General features: G+C 67.2%; 16 protein-coding genes. 5 read left to right on the top strand and 11 right to left on the bottom strand.

The features are described from left to right. Positions 1-348 precede the first annotated feature (348 nt). A complete protein-coding gene (gene aceA / locus ACZK3J_RS01005; protein WP_004153647.1) occupies positions 349-1,650 on the bottom strand; it encodes an isocitrate lyase in 1,302 nt (433 codons plus the stop codon). Between the two features lie 64 nt (positions 1,651-1,714). After that, on the bottom strand, positions 1,715-3,337 hold the full coding sequence (gene aceB / locus ACZK3J_RS01000) for a malate synthase A (protein ID WP_049462808.1): 1,623 nt from the start codon (positions 3,335-3,337) through the stop codon (positions 1,715-1,717). Positions 3,338-3,447: 110 nt separating this feature from the next. Between aceB and ACZK3J_RS00995 the strand changes: the two genes are divergently transcribed. After that, positions 3,448-4,416 carry a LysR family transcriptional regulator gene (locus ACZK3J_RS00995; protein ID WP_049421009.1) on the top strand — a complete coding sequence of 323 codons (969 nt, stop codon included), beginning with the start codon at positions 3,448-3,450 and terminating at the stop codon, positions 4,414-4,416. Positions 4,417-4,765: 349 nt separating this feature from the next. After that, the gene (locus tag ACZK3J_RS00990; protein WP_049461669.1) at positions 4,766-5,674 is read left to right on the top strand and encodes a LysR family transcriptional regulator; all 909 of its coding nucleotides are present in this window, start codon (positions 4,766-4,768) and stop codon (positions 5,672-5,674) included. Between the two features lie 82 nt (positions 5,675-5,756). Here ACZK3J_RS00990 and ACZK3J_RS00985 read toward each other — a convergent pair whose 3' ends face one another. Beyond that, on the bottom strand, positions 5,757-7,013 hold the full coding sequence (locus ACZK3J_RS00985; RefSeq protein ID WP_478476298.1) for an MFS transporter: 1,257 nt from the start codon (positions 7,011-7,013) through the stop codon (positions 5,757-5,759). 123 nt (positions 7,014-7,136) lie between these two features. Next, positions 7,137-7,763, bottom strand: coding sequence for a signal peptidase I (gene lepB, locus ACZK3J_RS00980; RefSeq protein WP_049461671.1), 627 nt, complete (start codon positions 7,761-7,763; stop codon positions 7,137-7,139). Between the two features lie 304 nt (positions 7,764-8,067). Between lepB and ACZK3J_RS00975 the strand changes: the two genes are divergently transcribed. Both ACZK3J_RS00975 and ACZK3J_RS00970 read left to right on the top strand, forming a co-directional pair. Then, positions 8,068-8,469, top strand: coding sequence for a hypothetical protein (locus ACZK3J_RS00975; protein ID WP_049461672.1), 402 nt, complete (start codon positions 8,068-8,070; stop codon positions 8,467-8,469). A 3-nt stretch (positions 8,470-8,472) separates the two neighbouring features. Beyond that, positions 8,473-8,919, top strand: a complete 447-nt coding sequence (locus tag ACZK3J_RS00970) for a 3-dehydroquinate dehydratase (protein ID WP_004153636.1) — start codon at positions 8,473-8,475, stop codon at positions 8,917-8,919. 113 nt (positions 8,920-9,032) lie between these two features. On the opposite strand, the gene dcp is transcribed toward ACZK3J_RS00970, so the two are convergent. The 3 genes from dcp to arfB form a co-directional block, all read right to left on the bottom strand. Then, positions 9,033-11,189 (bottom strand): peptidyl-dipeptidase Dcp, encoded by a 2,157-nt coding sequence (dcp, locus tag ACZK3J_RS00965; RefSeq protein ID WP_478476297.1) that lies wholly within the window; start codon positions 11,187-11,189, stop codon positions 9,033-9,035. A gap of 111 nt (positions 11,190-11,300) precedes the next feature. Then, positions 11,301-11,861 carry a lysophospholipid acyltransferase family protein gene (locus tag ACZK3J_RS00960; RefSeq protein WP_223276957.1) on the bottom strand — a complete coding sequence of 187 codons (561 nt, stop codon included), beginning with the start codon at positions 11,859-11,861 and terminating at the stop codon, positions 11,301-11,303. 46 nt (positions 11,862-11,907) lie between these two features. Beyond that, the gene (gene arfB / locus ACZK3J_RS00955; protein ID WP_032130467.1) at positions 11,908-12,339 is read right to left on the bottom strand and encodes an alternative ribosome rescue aminoacyl-tRNA hydrolase ArfB; all 432 of its coding nucleotides are present in this window, start codon (positions 12,337-12,339) and stop codon (positions 11,908-11,910) included. A 134-nt stretch (positions 12,340-12,473) separates the two neighbouring features. Here arfB and ACZK3J_RS00950 point away from each other — a divergent pair, with 134 nt between their 5' ends. Beyond that, on the top strand, positions 12,474-13,001 hold the full coding sequence (locus ACZK3J_RS00950) for a DUF2059 domain-containing protein (protein WP_010487093.1): 528 nt from the start codon (positions 12,474-12,476) through the stop codon (positions 12,999-13,001). 75 nt (positions 13,002-13,076) lie between these two features. Here ACZK3J_RS00950 and ACZK3J_RS00945 read toward each other — a convergent pair whose 3' ends face one another. The 4 genes from ACZK3J_RS00945 to ACZK3J_RS00930 form a co-directional block, all read right to left on the bottom strand. After that, entirely contained in the window at positions 13,077-13,844 is a 768-nt protein-coding gene (locus ACZK3J_RS00945; RefSeq protein WP_414574500.1) for a pseudouridine synthase, read from the bottom strand. A gap of 117 nt (positions 13,845-13,961) precedes the next feature. Further along, entirely contained in the window at positions 13,962-14,540 is a 579-nt protein-coding gene (locus tag ACZK3J_RS00940) for an O-methyltransferase (protein WP_049461675.1), read from the bottom strand. 5 nt (positions 14,541-14,545) lie between these two features. Beyond that, a complete protein-coding gene (gene ubiB / locus ACZK3J_RS00935) occupies positions 14,546-16,201 on the bottom strand; it encodes a ubiquinone biosynthesis regulatory protein kinase UbiB (protein WP_049461676.1) in 1,656 nt (551 codons plus the stop codon). Further along, on the bottom strand, positions 16,198-16,833 hold the full coding sequence (locus ACZK3J_RS00930) for a ubiquinone biosynthesis accessory factor UbiJ (protein WP_049420999.1): 636 nt from the start codon (positions 16,831-16,833) through the stop codon (positions 16,198-16,200). Before ACZK3J_RS00930 ends, ubiB begins: the two co-directional genes overlap by 4 nt. Positions 16,834-16,972: the final 139 nt, after the last annotated feature.

Raw genomic sequence — 16,972 nt, 5'->3', positions numbered from 1 at the left:
TCATTTTGACCCGTCTGCCGATCTTGATTGATGTGAAGATCGGTGGTGGCCCGTTCTGGTCACGGGTGTCCGGGCAAAACCCCTGCTGGATCAATCCGATGCTGGGTTTCACAGGCTTTCGGCCAAGTTGCCGGCACGCGGGGGTGCGCCGGATTGACGCTGGCTGCGCGCTGCTCCCTTGCATCGATACAACAACGCCGGCAGGTCCCCCGACCGGCCGGCGTTGTCTGGCCCTTCCCTGGCCACCCTGATCGGATTCCGAAGCTTCGGTAGCGCCGGCCGCTGGCCGGCTTCCCTGTGGTGCCCGAAGGATCACGTGGTTGCCGGCCAGCGGCCGGCACTACCGCATCACGCCGCGCGTTCGCTGCGCCCGCCGTGGAACTGCTCTTCCTCGGTCGAACCGGTCAATGCGGTGGTCGACGACTGGCCCTGCTGGATCGCCTGGGTCACCGCATCGAAGTAGCCGGTGCCAACCTCACGCTGATGCTTGACCGCAGTGAAGCCGCGCTCGGCCGCTTCAAACTCGGCTTCCTGCAGTTCCACGAACGCGCTCATCTGTCGACGTGCATAGCCGTGGGCCAGATTGAACATGCCGTAGTTCAATGCATGGAAGCCGGCCAGGGTGATGAACTGGAACTTGTAGCCGTAGCTGCCCAGCTCGCGCTGGAACTTGGCAATGGTGGCGTCGTCCAGGTTCTTCTTCCAGTTGAAGCTGGGCGAGCAGTTGTAGGCCAGCAGCTTGCCCGGGAACTTCGCATGGATCGCCTCGGCGAACTTGCGTGCAAACTCCAGGTCCGGCTTGCCGGTCTCGCACCACACCAGGTCGGCGTAGGGCGCATAGGCCAGGCCACGGCTGATCGCCTGGTCCAGGCCGTTGCGGGTCTTGTAGAAGCCTTCCACGGTGCGCTCGCCGGTGGCGAACGGCTTGTCGTTGCCATCGATGTCGCTGGTCAGCAGATCCGCGGCTTCGGCATCGGTACGTGCCACCAGCAGGGTCGGCACGCCCAGCACGTCGGCGGCCAGGCGCGCAGCGTTGAGCTTCTCGATCGCCTCGCGGGTCGGCACCAGCACCTTGCCGCCCATGTGGCCACATTTCTTCACCGAGGCCAGCTGGTCTTCGAAATGCACGCCAGCGGCACCGGCCTCGATCATCGCCTTCATCAGTTCGAACGCATTGAGCACGCCGCCGAAACCGGCTTCCGCATCGGCCACGATCGGCTGCAGGAAGTCGATGTCGTCCTTGCCTTCGGCGTGGTGCAGCTGGTCGGCGCGCAGCAGCGTGTTGTTGATGCGCTTGACCACCGCCGGCACCGAATCGGCCGGGTACAGCGACTGGTCCGGGTACATCTGCCCGGCCAGGTTGGCGTCGGCCGCCACCTGCCAGCCGGACAGGTAGATCGCCTTCAGGCCGGCCTTGACCTGCTGCATGGCCTGGTTGCCGGTCAGCGCACCCAGCGCGTTGACGAACTCGCGCTCATGCAGCGATGCCCATAGCTTCTCTGCACCCAGGCGGGCCAGCGAATGCTCGATGTGGACGGTGCCACGCAGGCGCACCACGTCGGCGGCACTGTAGTTGCGCTGGATGCCTTCCCAACGCGGGTTGGTATCCCAGTCGTGCTGGATCTGTTCGGCAGTGGGCAGCTTGCTCATGTCTTTCTCCAGTTCGGTTCGTGCGTGCAGCGGGGAGGGAAACGGCGGGAAACGCGGGCGGCGGTCAGTCGATGCGCGCGTAGGCCGGCAGGGTCAGGAAATCGGTCAGTTCGTCGCTGCGGCTCAGTTCGCCGAGCAGGGCGATGGCCTCGCCGATGCGTGCGCCACCGGGCAGCGCGGTGGTGTCACCCAGCCGTGCCGGCAGCTGCGCCAGCGTGGCATCCAGCAGTGCCAGGTCGATGGCGGTGCCGTCGTCCAGCTGCTGGCCCGGCGTATGCAGCCACTGCCACAGCTGGCTGCGGCTGATCTCGGCGGTGGCCGCGTCCTCCATCAGGTGGTGGATCGGCACGCAGCCGTTGCCATCCAGCCATGCCGCCAGGTAGCGCACGCAGACTTCCACATTGCCTTCGAAGCCGGCGCGGGTGATGGTGCCGGGCGGCCGTGCGATCAGTTCGTCGCGGCCGACGCGCACATCCTGGCGCAGCACGCTGTGCTGGTTCGCACCGGGCATGTGTTCGTCGAAGATCGCCATCGCCACCGGAATCAATGCCGGATGCGCGACCCAGGTGCCGTCGTGGCCGGCGGTCACTTCGCGCAGCTTGTCGGCGCGCACGCGGGCCATCGCCTGTTCGTTGGCGGCGGCATCGTTGTTGATGGGAATCTGCGCGGCCATGCCGCCCATCGCATGCGCACCACGGCGATGGCAGGTCTGGATCAGCAGCTCCGAATACGCCTTCAGGAACGGCTGGGTCATGGTCACCTGGCCGCGCTCGGGCAGCACGCGGTCGCCGTGGCGGCGGAAGGTCTTCAGGTACGAGAAGATGTAGTCCCAGCGCCCACAGTTCAGGCCGACGATGCGGTCACGCAGCGCGTACAGGATCTCATCCATCTCAAACACCGCCGGCAGCGTTTCGATCAGCACGGTCACCTTGATCTGGCCGTGCGGCAGGCCGAGCATGCCTTCGATGTGCGACAGCGCGGTCTCCCACAGCGCCGCCTCTTCCATGCTCTGCAGCTTGGGCAGGTAGAAGTACGGGCCGCGATCCTTGGCCTGCAGGGTGCGGGCGTTGTGGAAGGCGAACACCGCCGCGTCGAACAGGCCACCAGCGATGAACTGGCCATCGATGCGCACGTGCTTCTCGTCCAGGTGCCAGCCGCGCGGGCGTACGATCAGCACCGCCTGTTCGTCGTATGGGCGCAGGGCGTAGTGCTTTCCATTGGGTGCGGTGTATTCGAGATCGCCACGCACCGCGGCAGCCAGCGACTGCTGGCCGGCCAGCAGGTTGCGCCAGGTCGGCGAGGTCGAATCCTCGAAGTCGGCCATGAACACCTTGGCGCCGGAGTTCAGCGCGTTGATGACCATCTTCGGGTCGGTCGGGCCGGTGATCTCGACGCGGCGGTCCTGCAGCGCCGCCGGCAGCGGGGCAACACGCCAGTCGCCGCTGCGGATCGCGGTGGTGTCTTCGCGGAAGTCCGGCAGGCCGCCCTGGTCGAAGAACGCCTGACGCTCCCGACGGGCCTGCAGCCGTGCCTGCCGGCCCGGTTCCACCGCGCGGTGCAGCGACACCAGCAGGGCCAGCAGCGGCGCCGGCAGCAGGGTGTCCTGGCCGGCCACGCGGGTCGCCAGGGCGATGCCGGGGGTGGCCTTGCTGGCGGGGGTGGGAACAGCGGAAGCGACGGCGGACATGGGGCGACTCCAGCGGTGGGGGAACGCCTCCACGGTGCCGTCGGCGCCGAGTATTTGGCAAAACAGTTTTTGCAATGCTCTACATAAGTTGTGCTAATACTTGTGACACGATGAGCACACGCCCCCCGCCAAGTCCGCGTTTTTCCTACAAATCCGACCGGTTGAAGCCGCTGCGCGCGTTCTGCCAGACCGTGCGCCTGGGGTCGGTCTCACGGGCGGCTGAGGCGCTTTTCGTTAGCCAGCCGGCCATCAGCCTGCAGCTGCAGGCCTTGGAGCGAGAGCTGGGGGTGCCGTTGTTCGAGCGCAGCGGGCGCCGCCTGGTGCCCAGCCGCGAGGGCCAGCTGCTGTACGAGATGGCACAGCCGCTGGTGGAGAACCTGGATGGGCTGGAGGCGCGTTTCCGCGACAAGGTGCGCGGCCTGGACGCGGGCGAGCTGAACATCGCCGCCAACAGTTCAACCATCCTGTACCTGCTGCCGAAGATCGTCGAACGCTTCCGCCTGCACCATCCGGACGTGCGCCTGACCCTGCACAACGCGATCAGTGCCGATGGCACCGACCTGCTGCGCGAGGATGCCGCCGACCTGGCGATCGGCTCGATGACTGATGTGCCGGCCGATCTCAGCTACGCACCGGCCTACCGTTTCGAGCAGGTGCTGATCGCGCCGCACGACCATCCGCTGGCCAGCGGTGGCGAGCTGGAACTGGCCGACATCGCGCGTTTTCCGCTGGTGCTGCCACCGAAGCGGCAGATCACCTACCGCCTGGTCGACCAGGTATTCCAGCGCCACCGCATCGCCTACACCGTGGCATTGGAAGTGGGTGGCTGGGAGGTGATCAAGCAGTACGTGGCGATGGGCATGGGCATTTCCATCGTGCCGGCGCTGTGCCTGAACGAGGCTGACCGCGAGCGGCTGGCGGCGCGGTCGATGAAGCGCTGGTTCCCGGAACGCAGTTACGGGGTGATCGTGCGGCGTGGCAAGGCGTTGTCGGCGCAGGCGCGGGCGTTCATCGAGCTGATCCAGCCGGAGTTGTTCAGCCCGCGCGATTACGACCAGAGCGGGCATTCCGAGCGGTGAGGGGTGTTCGGCAGGGCTGCGCCCTGCACCTGCCGAAGCCGAAGCAACGGCAACAGCGGGCTATCCGTGGGATGGCGGGGCGGCGTGGGTGGGCAGGACACGCCGTAAACCCGTCCATGGGGGCTCGATGGCGCCATCCATGGCGCCAACGGTCCTGCCCACCCACGCCGTCCCGCCTCTGACAGATTCCCGCGATCTGTCGGGGTCGGATCCAGTTGCTGCGCAATGGGCTCTGACCCCCGCTGCAAATGATCGAAACCGGATTTTGTAGAGTCGAGCCATGCTCGACTGGCGGAAAAGCGATCGAAGAAGGCGACAAGCCCGGTGCCGGTCTGGCTAGACTGGCCCCATGTCCATCGAACTCCGCCACCTGCGTTACTTCCTCGCCGTTGCCGATACGCTGCACTTCGGCCAGGCGGCTGAGCGGCTGGGTATGTCGCAGCCGCCGCTCAGCCAGCAGATCCGCCAGCTGGAAGACCTGATCGGTGCGCGCCTGTTCGTGCGCAGCCATCGTCGTGTGCAGCTGACGCCTGCCGGTGAGCTGCTGCAGGAACGTGCACGCGCCATCGTGCAGCAGGTGGAAACGGCGGTGGACGAGGTGCAGCGCGCGCAGCGCGGTGAGCAGGGTGAGCTGCGCATCGGATTGACCCGCGCCACGCCGCTGTCGCCGCAGATTCCGCGTTCAATCCTGCAGTACCGCCAACGCTATCCGCAGGTGCGGCTGCAGCTGAGCGAGATGAACACCCTACAGCAGATCGATGCACTGCTCGATGGCAGCCTGGACGTGGGCATCATCCGCAAGCGCGCGTTGCCGCCGGAACTGGTTGCGCACAGCCTGTTCGTCGATCCGCTGGCGTTGATCGTGCATGCCGATCACCCTGCCCTGCGCAGACTGTCGAAACAGGGCACGCTGTCGCTGCGCGACTTCGCGCAGGAGCCGTTCGTGGCGTTCCGCCGCAGTGCCGGTGCCGGCATCCACGACCACATGATCGCGCTGTGTGCGGCGGCGGGATTCACCCCGCGCATCGTGCAGGAGGCGGGCGAGGCATCGACGCTGATCAGTCTGGCCGCTGCCGGTCTCGGTGCGGCGATCCTGCCGTCGTCCTGTGATCACATCCGGGTGGAAGGCGCGCGCTTCGTGGCGCTGGCCGATGCCGGGGCGCATTCGGAAGTGCAGCTGGCGTGGCACCGCGAGGGTGTGACGCCGCTGATCCGCAATTTTGCTGGGCTGCTGCGTGAGGCGTTCGCGGAAGGGTGAGGCGCAACTCACCCGGTAGCGGCCAACCTTGGTTGGCCCACGGCCACGGCGCCGACCAAGGTCGGCATCTACCAGAGCAGGTTCACGCCGTCACCGGCTGAGGGGCGCGCTGCTGCAGCGCCCAGACGATGCCACCGCCGATCAGGGTCAGCACGGCGGCGAACAGGCACACACCCAGCCAGTCCCACGCTGCATAGGCCAGGCCGCCCACACCACCGAGCACGCTCGAACCCAGGTAGTAGGCGAACAGGTACAGCGCCGACGCTTCGGCGCGCATCGCACCGGCGCGGCTGCCGACCCAGCTGCTGGCCACCGAGTGACCGCCGAAGAAGCCGAACGTCACCAGCGCGATACCGAGTGCCATCGTGCTCAGCCACGGCATCGCCAACAGCACGATGCCGGCACCAATCAGTGCGAACGAGATCAACAGGATGCGACCGCGCCCGTAGCGCGTGGCCTGCTGGCCCATCCACGCCGAACTGAAGGTACCAACCAGGTATACGCTGAAGATCAGCCCCACCACGGTCTGGCTGAGGTGGTACGGCGGCGCCAGCAGGTGATAGCCGAGGTAGTTGTAGAGGGTGACGAACACGCCCATCAGCACGAACGAGGTAGCGAACAGCCACGGCAGGCCCGGGTCGGCGAACAGCGTGCGCCAGCGCGACGGCAATTGGCGCAGGCCATCGCGGCGCGGGTGGAAGTGGCGCGACGGCGGCAGCTGCAGCCAGAGCAGGACGGTACTGGCGATGGCGATGATCGAGACGACGCCGATGCCCCAGCGCCAGCCCCAGTGGTCGGCGATGATGCCGGCCAGCAGGCGCCCGCTCATGCCACCGATGGCGTTGCCGCCGATGTACAGGCCCATCGCCAGGCCCAGCGCGCGGCTGTCCATTTCCTCGACCAGGTACGTCATCGCCACTGCCGGCACGCCGCTCAACGCCAGGCCGAGCAGCGTGCGCAGCACCAGCAGCGTGGTCCAGTCATCCACCAGCGCCGTGCACAGCGACAGCGTGGCCGAGGCCAACAGCGCGACGATCATCAAAGGACGGCGGCCGACCGCATCGGACAGCAGGCCGGCCAGCAGCATCGCCACCGCCAGCGTGCCGGTGGTCAACGACAGCGACATCGCGCTGCCGGCGGCGGACACACCGAAATGACGGCTGAACTCCGGCAGCAGCGGCTGCACCGTGTAGAGCAGGCCGAAGGTGGAGAAACCGGCCAGGAACAGCGCCAGCGCGGTGCGGCGGAAGGCCGGTGTGCCCTGCTGGATGCGGGTCTCGGCGATGGGATCGACAGTGGGGGGGCGGCGTTCGACTGCCGCCGCGGTTTCGCCAGTCATGGGATCGATGGGCCGGTGGGGCGGCCAAGCGTGGGAGGGAACGGGCCTCAGACTAGGCCCGTCCATCCAGTCGATCCATAACCTGATAGGTCAGGATTGATACATAAGAAGTATCAATTCAGCTTACAGACGCTGCCACTCGAAACCGTCGCCACGACGGTAGTACACCGCCACGGCGCGGCCGTAGAGCTTGTCGGCGTCAACGAAGCCGAAGAAGCGACCGTCGAAGCTGTTGCCACGGTGGTCACCCAGCACCAGTACCTTGCCGTCCGGCACCACCAGGTCAGCGATGTCCGGGCCGCCGCCCATGTCCAGGTCGAGGCTGGCATGGCGGTCGCCGAAGGCCTCCACGTCCTGCAGGTCGGCAATCTGCAGCGGCTGGCCGTTGATGCTCAGATGGCCTTCGCGCAGCTGCACATGATCACCGGCCACTGCAGCCACGCGCTTGATCAGGCGGGTGCCGTCGGCCGGTGAATCGAACACCGCCACTTCACCGCGCTGCGGAACGCCGGTCGACATCAGTTCCTTGCCGGTGAACGGCAGGCGCAGGCCATAGGCGCGCATGTCCACCACCACCCGATCGCCGGGCTGCAGGGTCGGCTGCATCGAGCCGCTGGGCACCACGTAGTGGTTGGCGAGGGTATCGCGGGCGGCGGCGAGCAGGCCAAGCATCACCAGCAGCGGCAGCGCCTCCTTCTTCAGCCAGGCCAGCGCGCGTTCGGAAAAGGGAGGACGGGCAACAGCATCCATGACAGGCTCCGGGTGGTTGGTAGCGGTATCAGACCACATGCGGGCGCAGGAGGTTCCCGCGCCTGGAACCTGTAGAGCCGAGCCCATGCTCGGCTTGCTCTTGTAGCGTCGAGCTTGCTCGACTGAGGCGCAGAGCAGTCGAGCAAGCTCGACTCTACGTAACGGCAGCCGAGCATGGGCTCGGCTCTACAATACGGGTTACGCAGGTTTTACGCGCCGGCCCGGCCGCGGGCATCGCACCTTTACGGGCAGCACGCGCATCGTGTGCCCACCGCGCCACAGGGCGCATTCCGCAAGGTGTTGTATGACCCTCCTGGTGATCCGCCACGCGTCTTCGTCGGCGCCGCGCCCGCAGCTGCCGGCGCAGCTGAGCGGCCATCGCGTGCTGTGCAGCGACTGCGCCAGCCTGTCCGAAGTGCGCCAGTGCCTGTGCCAGCCGCAGGCGCGCTCGGCCGACTGGGTACTGCTGGATGTCGGCGCCGCCGACGAGGCGCAATGGCAGGCCGAAGGTGGCGCGCTGCAGGCGGCGCTGGAACGGCTGCCGGCGCAGTACATCGAGCTGCAGGCCCCCAGCGAGCCCGGCCTGGATGCGCGCCTGCGCCTGCAGCATGGCCCCGCCGCGGTGGTGGTGGACCAGCGCAGCCAGCAGGCCGGGTATCCATTGTCGCTGGCCATTGTCGGCCGCCGTCTGGCACAGGAGGGCTGAGCCATGTCGATCTTCATCATCCGTGGCCCGGAAGCGGCCGGTGCCCTGATCCGCACCGCGATGCCGCTGCCGGCACCGGTCCTGAAGTCACTGGTGCATCGCGCGATCGACGCCGGTACCAGCGTGGCGATCCGTGCCTGTGGTTCGGAACAGGAACTGCTGGACGCGCTGCGCGTGGCTGACCACAGCCGCGGCGAGGTGACCCTGCTGGATCCGGGTGCGTGTGCCAACAGCCTGCGCCTGCAGCGCCTGCTGCCGTACCTGCACAACGCCTACGTGGAAGTGCATGACGACGGCGCGGTGGCCGAGCCGTGCCTGCCGGCGGGTGTCGGTCAGCGGCTGGGCATCGCTGCTGGGTATGGCGCGCAGAGTTATGTGCTGGCGCTGGATATCGCGCTGGATCACCTGGGCCTGGCCGAGCAGGCGAACCGGGTGCACGTGGGGACGTAAGCCGCTTGTGTAGAGTCGAGCTTGCTCGACTGGCTTTTCGTGGAAAGACCGTCGAGCAAGCTCGACGCTACACAAAGAAAAACGGCGGGGTTCCCCCCGCCGTTTTCGCTTTCTTATTTCAGCCCGCGGAACTTCAGCAGCGGTTCCACCGACGGGTCCTTGCCGCGGAAATCGCGGTACAGGGTCGACAGCTCCACGCTGTTGCCGCGCGAGAGGATCTTGTCGCGGAACTCCTGGCCATTGGCCGCCGTCAGGCCACCGTGTTCGGTGAACCACTGGTAGGCGTCATGGTCCAGCACTTCGGCCCAGAAGTAGGCGTAGTAACCGGCCGAGTAACCACCACCCCAGATGTGGTCGAAGTAGGTGGTGCGGTAACGCGGCGGCACCTGCGGCAGGTCGACCTTGAACTTCTTCAGCGCACTGGCTTCAAAGGCGCCGACATCCTGCAGCGGCGCATCGGCCTTCTGCGTATGCCAGGCCAGGTCCAGCAGCGCGGCCGACAGGTACTCGGTGGTCGCATAACCCTGGTTGAAGCTGCGTGCCTTGAGGATCTTGTCGACCAGTTCCTGCGGCATCGCCTCGCCGGTCTTGTAGTGCTTGGCGTAGTTGGCGAACACCTTCGGATCCAGCGCCCAGTGCTCGTTGAACTGCGACGGGAACTCGACGAAATCACGCGAGGTGGCGGTACCGGCGATCGACGGGTACTTCACGTTCGAGAACATGCCGTGCAGCGCATGGCCGAACTCATGGAACATCGTGGTCACGTCGTCGAAGCTGATCAGCGCAGGCTGGCCGGTGGCCGGCTTGGTGAAGTTGCAGACGTTGTAGACCACCGGCTTGGCACCGGTCAGGCCGTCCTGCTCGACGAACACGTCCATCCAGGCGCCGCCGGACTTGCTGTCACGCTTGAAGTAGTCGGTGTAGAACAGGGCCAGCGAGGTGCCGTCCTTGTCGAACACTTCATACACCTTCATGTCCGGGTTGTAGGTCGGAATGTCGGTACGCGGCTTGAAGGTGATGCCGTACAGCTGGGTAGCGGCGTAGAAGACGCCGTTCTGCAGCACGTTGTCCAGTTCGAAGTACGGCTTGATCTGCGACTCGTCCAGATCGTACTTGGCCTTGCGGACCTGCTCAGCGTAGAAGTCCCAGTCCGAAGCAGCGACCTGGAAACCACCCTTCTGCGCGTCGATCACCTTCTGGATCTCGCCGGCCTCTGCGCGGGCCTTGGCGGTGGCGGCCGGCACGGTGTCGGTCAGCAGCTTGAGCGCGGCAGCCGGGGTCTTGGCCATCTGGTCGCCCAGCTGGTAGTCGGCGAAGGTGTCAAAGCCGAGCAGCTTGGCCTTCTGCGCACGCAGCTGGGCCAGGCGCTGCACGGTCTGCCGGGTGTCGTTGGCATCGCCACGCTCGGCGCGGGTTTCCGAAGCCTTCAGCACGGCGGCACGCTGGTCGCGGTCGCTCAGCGAGCCGAGCACCGGCTGCTGGGTGGTGTTCTGCAGCGGCAGCAGGAACTTGCCATCCAGCTTGCGGTCCTTGGCGGCGTTGGCGGCGTTGTTGATCGCGTCCTCGTCCAGGCCGGCCAGCTTGGCCTTGTCGTCGACAACGACGGCCGCAGCGGCGGTGGCGGCCACCAGGCGGGTATGGAACTGGGTGGAAAGGGTGGTCTCTTCCACGTTGAGCTTGCGCAGACTCGCCTTGTCGGCATCGGACAGCTGCGCACCGGCGCGCACCAGGCCGTCGTAGTAGTGCTCGACCAGGCGCTTCTGCACCGGGTCCAGCTCCAGCGTGTCACGCTGGTCGTACAGCGACTTCACGCGCGCGAACAGCTTCGGATCGAGGTTGATCTCGTCCTGGTGCGCGGCCAGCTTCGGCGCCACGTCTTCCTGGATCTTCTGGCGCGCATCGTTGGTATCGGCCTGGACCAGGCCGAAGAAGATGCGCGACACGCGGTTCAGCGTCTCGCCGCTGCGCTCCATCGCCACGATGGTGTTGTCGAAGGTGGCCGGCTCGCTGCTGTCAGCGATCTTGCGCACGTCGGCCAGGTGCTGGCGCATGCCTTCCTCGAACGCCGGCAGGTAGTCGCTGTCCTTGATCTTGTCGAACTGCGGCGCCTGGAACGGCAGCGTGCTGGCGCTCAGCAGCGGATTGGTGGAGGCTTCGGCCGGCTGCTGGGCCGGGGCTTTCTGGGCATCGGACACGGGGGTGGACTCCTTGCCGGAACAGGCCGCCAGCGCCAGGCTGATGGCGGCGGCCAGGACTACGGTACGCGACATGTAAAACACTCCTTGGGCAGACGGTACGGGATACCAGCCCTCCACCCTACTCCTGTCGCGCTCGCCCGGCATGTGCCGGACGTGGCGTCTATGCGGCGGCCTGCGGCCGGCTCAGACCGTACCGCGGGTCTTGCCGATCCAGGGCCGGTAGAACTCGCGGATGGCGGCCATGTCGGCGGCGTCATCGCCGGTCGGCGTGAACAGCGGGCCGATGCCGATGGTCTTCTCCGGGTAGTGGAAATACGCGGCCAGGATCGGCACGTCGGCCATCCGCGCGATCTTCAGGAAGCCGGCCTTCCAGTCCTTCACGGCCTTGCGGGTCCCCTCGGGCGTGATGGCGAACCACATCTTCTCGTTGTTGCGCAGCAGGTCCACCGCCTGGCCCACCGTCCCCTGCGGCGAGCTGCGGTCCAGCGGGATCACGCCCAGCTTGTGCAGCAGCGGGCCGAGCGGCCACCAGAACAGCGATGCCTTGCCCAGCACCTTCACCTTCATGCCCAGCGCGATCTTCGCGGCCATGCCCCACAGGCCGTCCCAGTTGGACGAATGCGGGGCGATGATGAAGACCAGCCTGGGGATGTCAGGCAGGGTACCGGTCACCTTCCAGCCGCCCATGCGCAGGGTGCAGCGCGCCAGCCAGCGCAGGAAGGCGTTGGGTTTGACCTGCGGCATCTGCGGCGGCACGGCCGGCAGCAACGAAGTCGGGTTGTTCAAGCAATCACTCCCAGTCACGTGATGAGCGCCCGCGCTTGATCTGCGCGCGCCCGCGTTTGGCGTCCAGACGACGCAGTTTCGACCCGAGGGTCGGCTTGGTGGCCTTGCGCGGCTTGGGCACGCTCAGCCCGGCCTGGATGAAGGCCGCCAGCCGATCGCGCGCATCCTCGCGATTGCGATCCTGGGTCCGGAAACGTTGCGCGTCGATGACCAGCACGCCTTCGCCGGTCATGCGCCGGTCACGCCGCGCCAGCAGGCGCGCGCGCAACGGTTCGGGCAACGAGGGCGAGTTGGCCACATCGAAACGTAGTTCCACCGCGGTGGAGACCTTGTTGACGTTCTGGCCACCGGCGCCACTGGCACGCACGAACCGCTCGACGATCTCGCCGTCGGGGATTTCAAGCTGCGCGCTGATGGTGACCGGTCCACTGCCCATCCGCGCATTGTAGCGGCAGCCACGCACCGGAGTGCGGCATCGCGCCCCGTATGCCGCCGATCAGGTACCGAACACGCCGCCTTCGCCTTGGCTGCGGGTATGCTGGCCGTCCCATGTACTGCAGGAAGCCCCGCATGACCCGCACCGCACCCGCCCTGCCGTCCCTGCTGCGCCGCGCCGCCCTGCTGCTGGCGCTGGCCGTGGCCAGCGTTCCGGCCCTGGCCGCGCCGCCGACCGATGGCGACATCAACCGCCTGCTGTCGGCGTCACGCGCGCAGAGCATGATCGACACCATGCTGCCGCAGATCGAGGCGATGCAGCAGCAGCAGTTCCAGCAGGTAGCCGCACAGCGCCAGCTCAATGCCCAGCAGCAGGAACAGCTGAAGCGGATCCAGGCGCGGACCAGCCAGACCCTGCGCCAGGCCCTGTCGTGGCAGCAGCTGCGGCCGATGTACGTGGACCTGTACAAAAAGACCTTCAGCAAGGAAGACGTGCTGGCGATGGCCGAGTTCTACGAGAGCGCGGCCGGCCAGAGCCTGCTGGACAAGACCCCGGCGCTGATGCAGAACGTGATGGTCGCGATCCAGGCGCGCATGCAGCCGCTGTTTGCGGACCTGCAGAAGGATCTGGAAGCGATCGTCAACGAGCCGGAAAAGAAATGAGGTAGTGCCGGCCGCTGGCCGGCTCCCCATTACATCTGGAATCACGCAGATGCCGGCCAGTGGCCGGCACTACCGTCAATCGGTATCCACCTGCCAACCGAACAGGTCCAGCGCCTTCTGGAACCCGCCGTCCAACGGCGCACGCACGTCCACCGTGCCACCGTCCGGATGCGGGAAGCGCAGGCGCTCGGCGTGCAGCAGCATGCGGTGCACGCCCTGCATGCGGAAGATGCGGTTGTGGCGGCCATCGCCGTGGCTGGTGTCGCCGATCATGTGATGCGAGAGGTGCTTGAGGTGCCGGCGGATCTGCCGGAAGCGTCCGGTCTGCGGCTGGCAGCGCAGCAGTGCGTAGCGCGAGCTGGTGAATTCACCGACCGGCACCGACAGCTCGCCGGTGGCCAGGCGCTGGAAGTCGGTGATCGCCGGCTTTTTCACCGGCTTGCCCGGGCCGCCGTCCAGATCATGATCGACCTGCCAGGTGAGCTCGGCCGGCCAGCCCCGGCAGATCGTCAGGTAGTCCTTCAGCACTTCGCCGCCCATCAGGGCCTTGCCCAGCGCACTGGCGGTATCGCGGTCGAAGGCCAGCAGCAGGCAGCCACTGGTGGCCCGGTCCAGGCGATGCACGAGGAAGATCGGGCGGCCCAGCTGCTCGCGCAGGCGGTCGGCCAGGAAGTCGTCTTCGCCACGGGCCAGCTTGCTGTCGTGGACCATCAGCCCGGCAGGCTTGTTGACCACGGCCAGGCGCTCATCCAGGTGCAGCAGCTGCAGGGGCGGGGTGTCGGTCTCGACCGCGGCGAGGGTATCGGGTTCGGTGCTCACGGCAGGATTATCGGGGCTGGGCACTGAATGGGGTAGAGCCGGCCGCTGGCCGGCTGTCTCCGGGCAGTCGGATGGCTGCGGTTGCCGACCAGCGGCCGGCAACCGCGTGCCAACCAAGGTTGGCACCTACCTGTAGAGCGGTCAGGCGCTGCGCACGGCCAGCAGCTCGCCATTGCCCACCGGCACCAGGCTGGTGCTGAAGTCCGGATCAGCGTCCAGCAGCACGCGCAGCGGTTGCATCTCTTCCGCATGCGAGGTGGCGTTGTCCACCACCAGCAGGCCACCGGGACGCAGCACGCGGCGCATCTGCGGCCACCAGCCGGCGTACTGCCCGCGGTCCGAATCGAGGAACAGCAGGTCGATGCAGGCATCGGCGGCCTGCGCCAGCCAGAGCCCGGCATCGCCATGGACCAGGCTGATGCGATCACCCAGGCCACTCCGTGCAAACGTGGCTCGCGCCATCGCCACCTTGTCGTCGGCGTACTCCAGCGTGGTCACGTGGCCGTCGATGGCTGTGGCTGCCTCGGCCAGCCACAGCGTGGAATAGCCGTTGGACGTACCGATTTCCAGCACCCGGCGAGCGTTGCCGAAGCGCACCAGCACCGACAGGAATTCACCGGTGTCGGGCGTGATGTTGAGCATGCGTCGGCCGCGCTCGCTTTCGCGTGCGTCGTTGTCGGCGCCGAAGCGGATCAGTTCGTCCTTGAGTGCCTGCAGCATGGGGCCTACTTCCACCACGCGCGCAGCAGCGCCACTGCGCCGACCGCACCGGACAGCCAGCTCCACGCCGGCACGTCGCCCCAGTACCAGCCCGGCGGCTGCAGCACATACATCAGTGCAGCGATGGCCAGCAGGCCGACACCGGTGATCGCGCCGACCGCATGCTTCTGCAGGCGCTGCACGCTGGCATCCAGTGCGGCCAGGTCGCGCGAACGCATCGACAGTTCGTGGCGGCCTTCCACCTGCTGGGTCAGCCAGGCGTGCACCAGGCGCGGCATGTCCGGCGCATGGGTCATGATTTCCGGCAGGCGCTTGCCGATCTCGCGTACCACCCGGCGCGGGCTGTAACGTTCGCGCAGGATCCTTGCCAGCACTGGCTTGGCCACCGCCCAGATGTCGATCTGCGGGTCGAGCTGGCGGCCGACGCCTTCGATGTTCAGCAGGGTCTTCTGCAGCAGGATCAGCTGCGGCTGCAGGGTCAGCTGGTAACGCTGGGCCACGCGGAACAGCTTCATCAGCACTTCGGCCAGCGAGATCTGCGACAGCGGCCGGGTGAAGTACGGCTCGCACACCGAACGCACGGCGGCCTCGAGGTCATCGATGCGCACGTTGTCCGGCATCCAGCGCGCCTGCACGTGCAGTTCGGCGATGCGGCGGTAATCGCGGTTGAAGATGGCCATGAAGTTCTCGGCCAGGTAGTACTGATCTTCCTGCGAGAGCTGGCCCATGATGCCGAAGTCCAGCGCGATGAAACGCGGGTTGGCGCGGCGCGCCGGATCGGTGTCGACCCAGATGTTGCCGGCGTGCGCATCGGCGTGGAAGAAGTTGTCGCGGAACACCTGGGTGTAGAACACCCGCACGCCCTTGGCGGCCAGCGCCTTGCGGTCGATGCCGGCCTTGTCCAGTGCGGCGATGTCATCGGACGGGATGCCCCACACGCGTTCCAGGGTCAGTGCCCGCTCGGCGGTGTGGCTCCAGATCACTTCCGGCACGTACAGATCGTCGCTGTTTTCCCAGAAGCGGCGCAGCACGCTGGCATTGGCGCCTTCGCGCTGCAGGTCCAGCTCGGCAGCCAGGGTGTTCTCGACTTCGGCCACCACTTCGCGCGGGCGGATCTTGTCGGCGCGCGGGTGGGTGCGCTCGACCAGGGCAGCCAGCGAATTGAGCAACGCGATATCGGCGTCGATCTGCTTCTCGATGCCCGGGCGCAGCACCTTGACCACCACCTGGCGGCCATCGGCCAGCGTGGCTGCGTGCACCTGCGCGATCGAGGCCGAGGCCAGCGGTTCGGTATCGAAGCTGGCGAAGGCCTCGCTGACCGGCAGGCCCAGCGCTTCCTCGACGATGCGACGCGCGGTCTCACCATCGAACGGCTTGACCCGGTCCTGCAGCAGGGTCAGTTCATTGGCCACATCCGGCGGCACCAGGTCGCGGCGGGTGGACAGGATCTGGCCGAACTTGACGAAGATCGGGCCCAGATCCTGCAGTGCCAGGCGCAGGCGTGCACCGCGCGACTGAGCAGCGATGTCGGCCGAGGCGCGCGGCACGAACGGCTTGGCCAGGCGCAGCCAGCGCTCGGCGGGAGTGCCCTGCAACAGGTCGTCGAGGCGGTAACGCAGGATCACCCGGCCGATGCGGCTGGCACGCAGCACGGCCTTCATGCGGCACCCCGCAGACGCTGCACACGGGCACCGAGGCGTTCGACGTCATCGCGCAGCACGTCCACATCGTCGTGGAAGGCATCCAGCTCGGCGCGCGGCACCACGTCACGCGATTCCTCGGTGATGAACTCGGCGGCGCTGTGGGCCAGGTCGATCGCGCCCTGGCGCGCATGCTGCAGGGCGCTGCGCAGGGTGTTGGCCACCTGCACGCCCAGCACTTCGCCGAACACGCTGACGAACGGCTGCTGCCAGTCAGGATCGAAGCCCTTGGCCAGCTGCTGCAGGCGACGCGCCAGTTCGGCATCACCGGCCACGCGCACGCGACCCTTGCCGTTGTTGTCGCCGCGCCGTGCGTTGGCCAGCAGCGGCAGCTGCGCCAGCACGCCGGCCAGGCTGCTGCGCACGGCCAGGTCGGCTTCCTGCGCGTCCACCGGGCCGACCCGCAGTGCATCACCGTCGACGCTGATGCGCATGGCCAGCGACGGCGCTTCCAGGGTCAGGTCGATGTGCCGGCCGTCGAGGCTGGCCAGTGCATGGCGGGTATCCGGATCCAGCGCCAGCGCGCGGTTCAGGGCGATCTGCAGGGCGCGGCCAGCGACCGGCTTGAGGGACTTGAGCAGGGAGAGAGCCATGTGCGCATTCTACCTGCGTGGGTGGGGGGCTTGGGCCGGGCTGCCGCCCGGCACCCGCAGATGCAACAGCAACGGCAACGGCAACAGCCGAAGCAACAGCGGGCATTCCGTGGGTAGGCGGGATGGGGCCGGTTGCGGG

This window comes from Stenotrophomonas sp. 86428_Sma (assembly GCF_056481585.1).
This window is presented reverse-complemented; position numbering and strand designations above follow the sequence as displayed.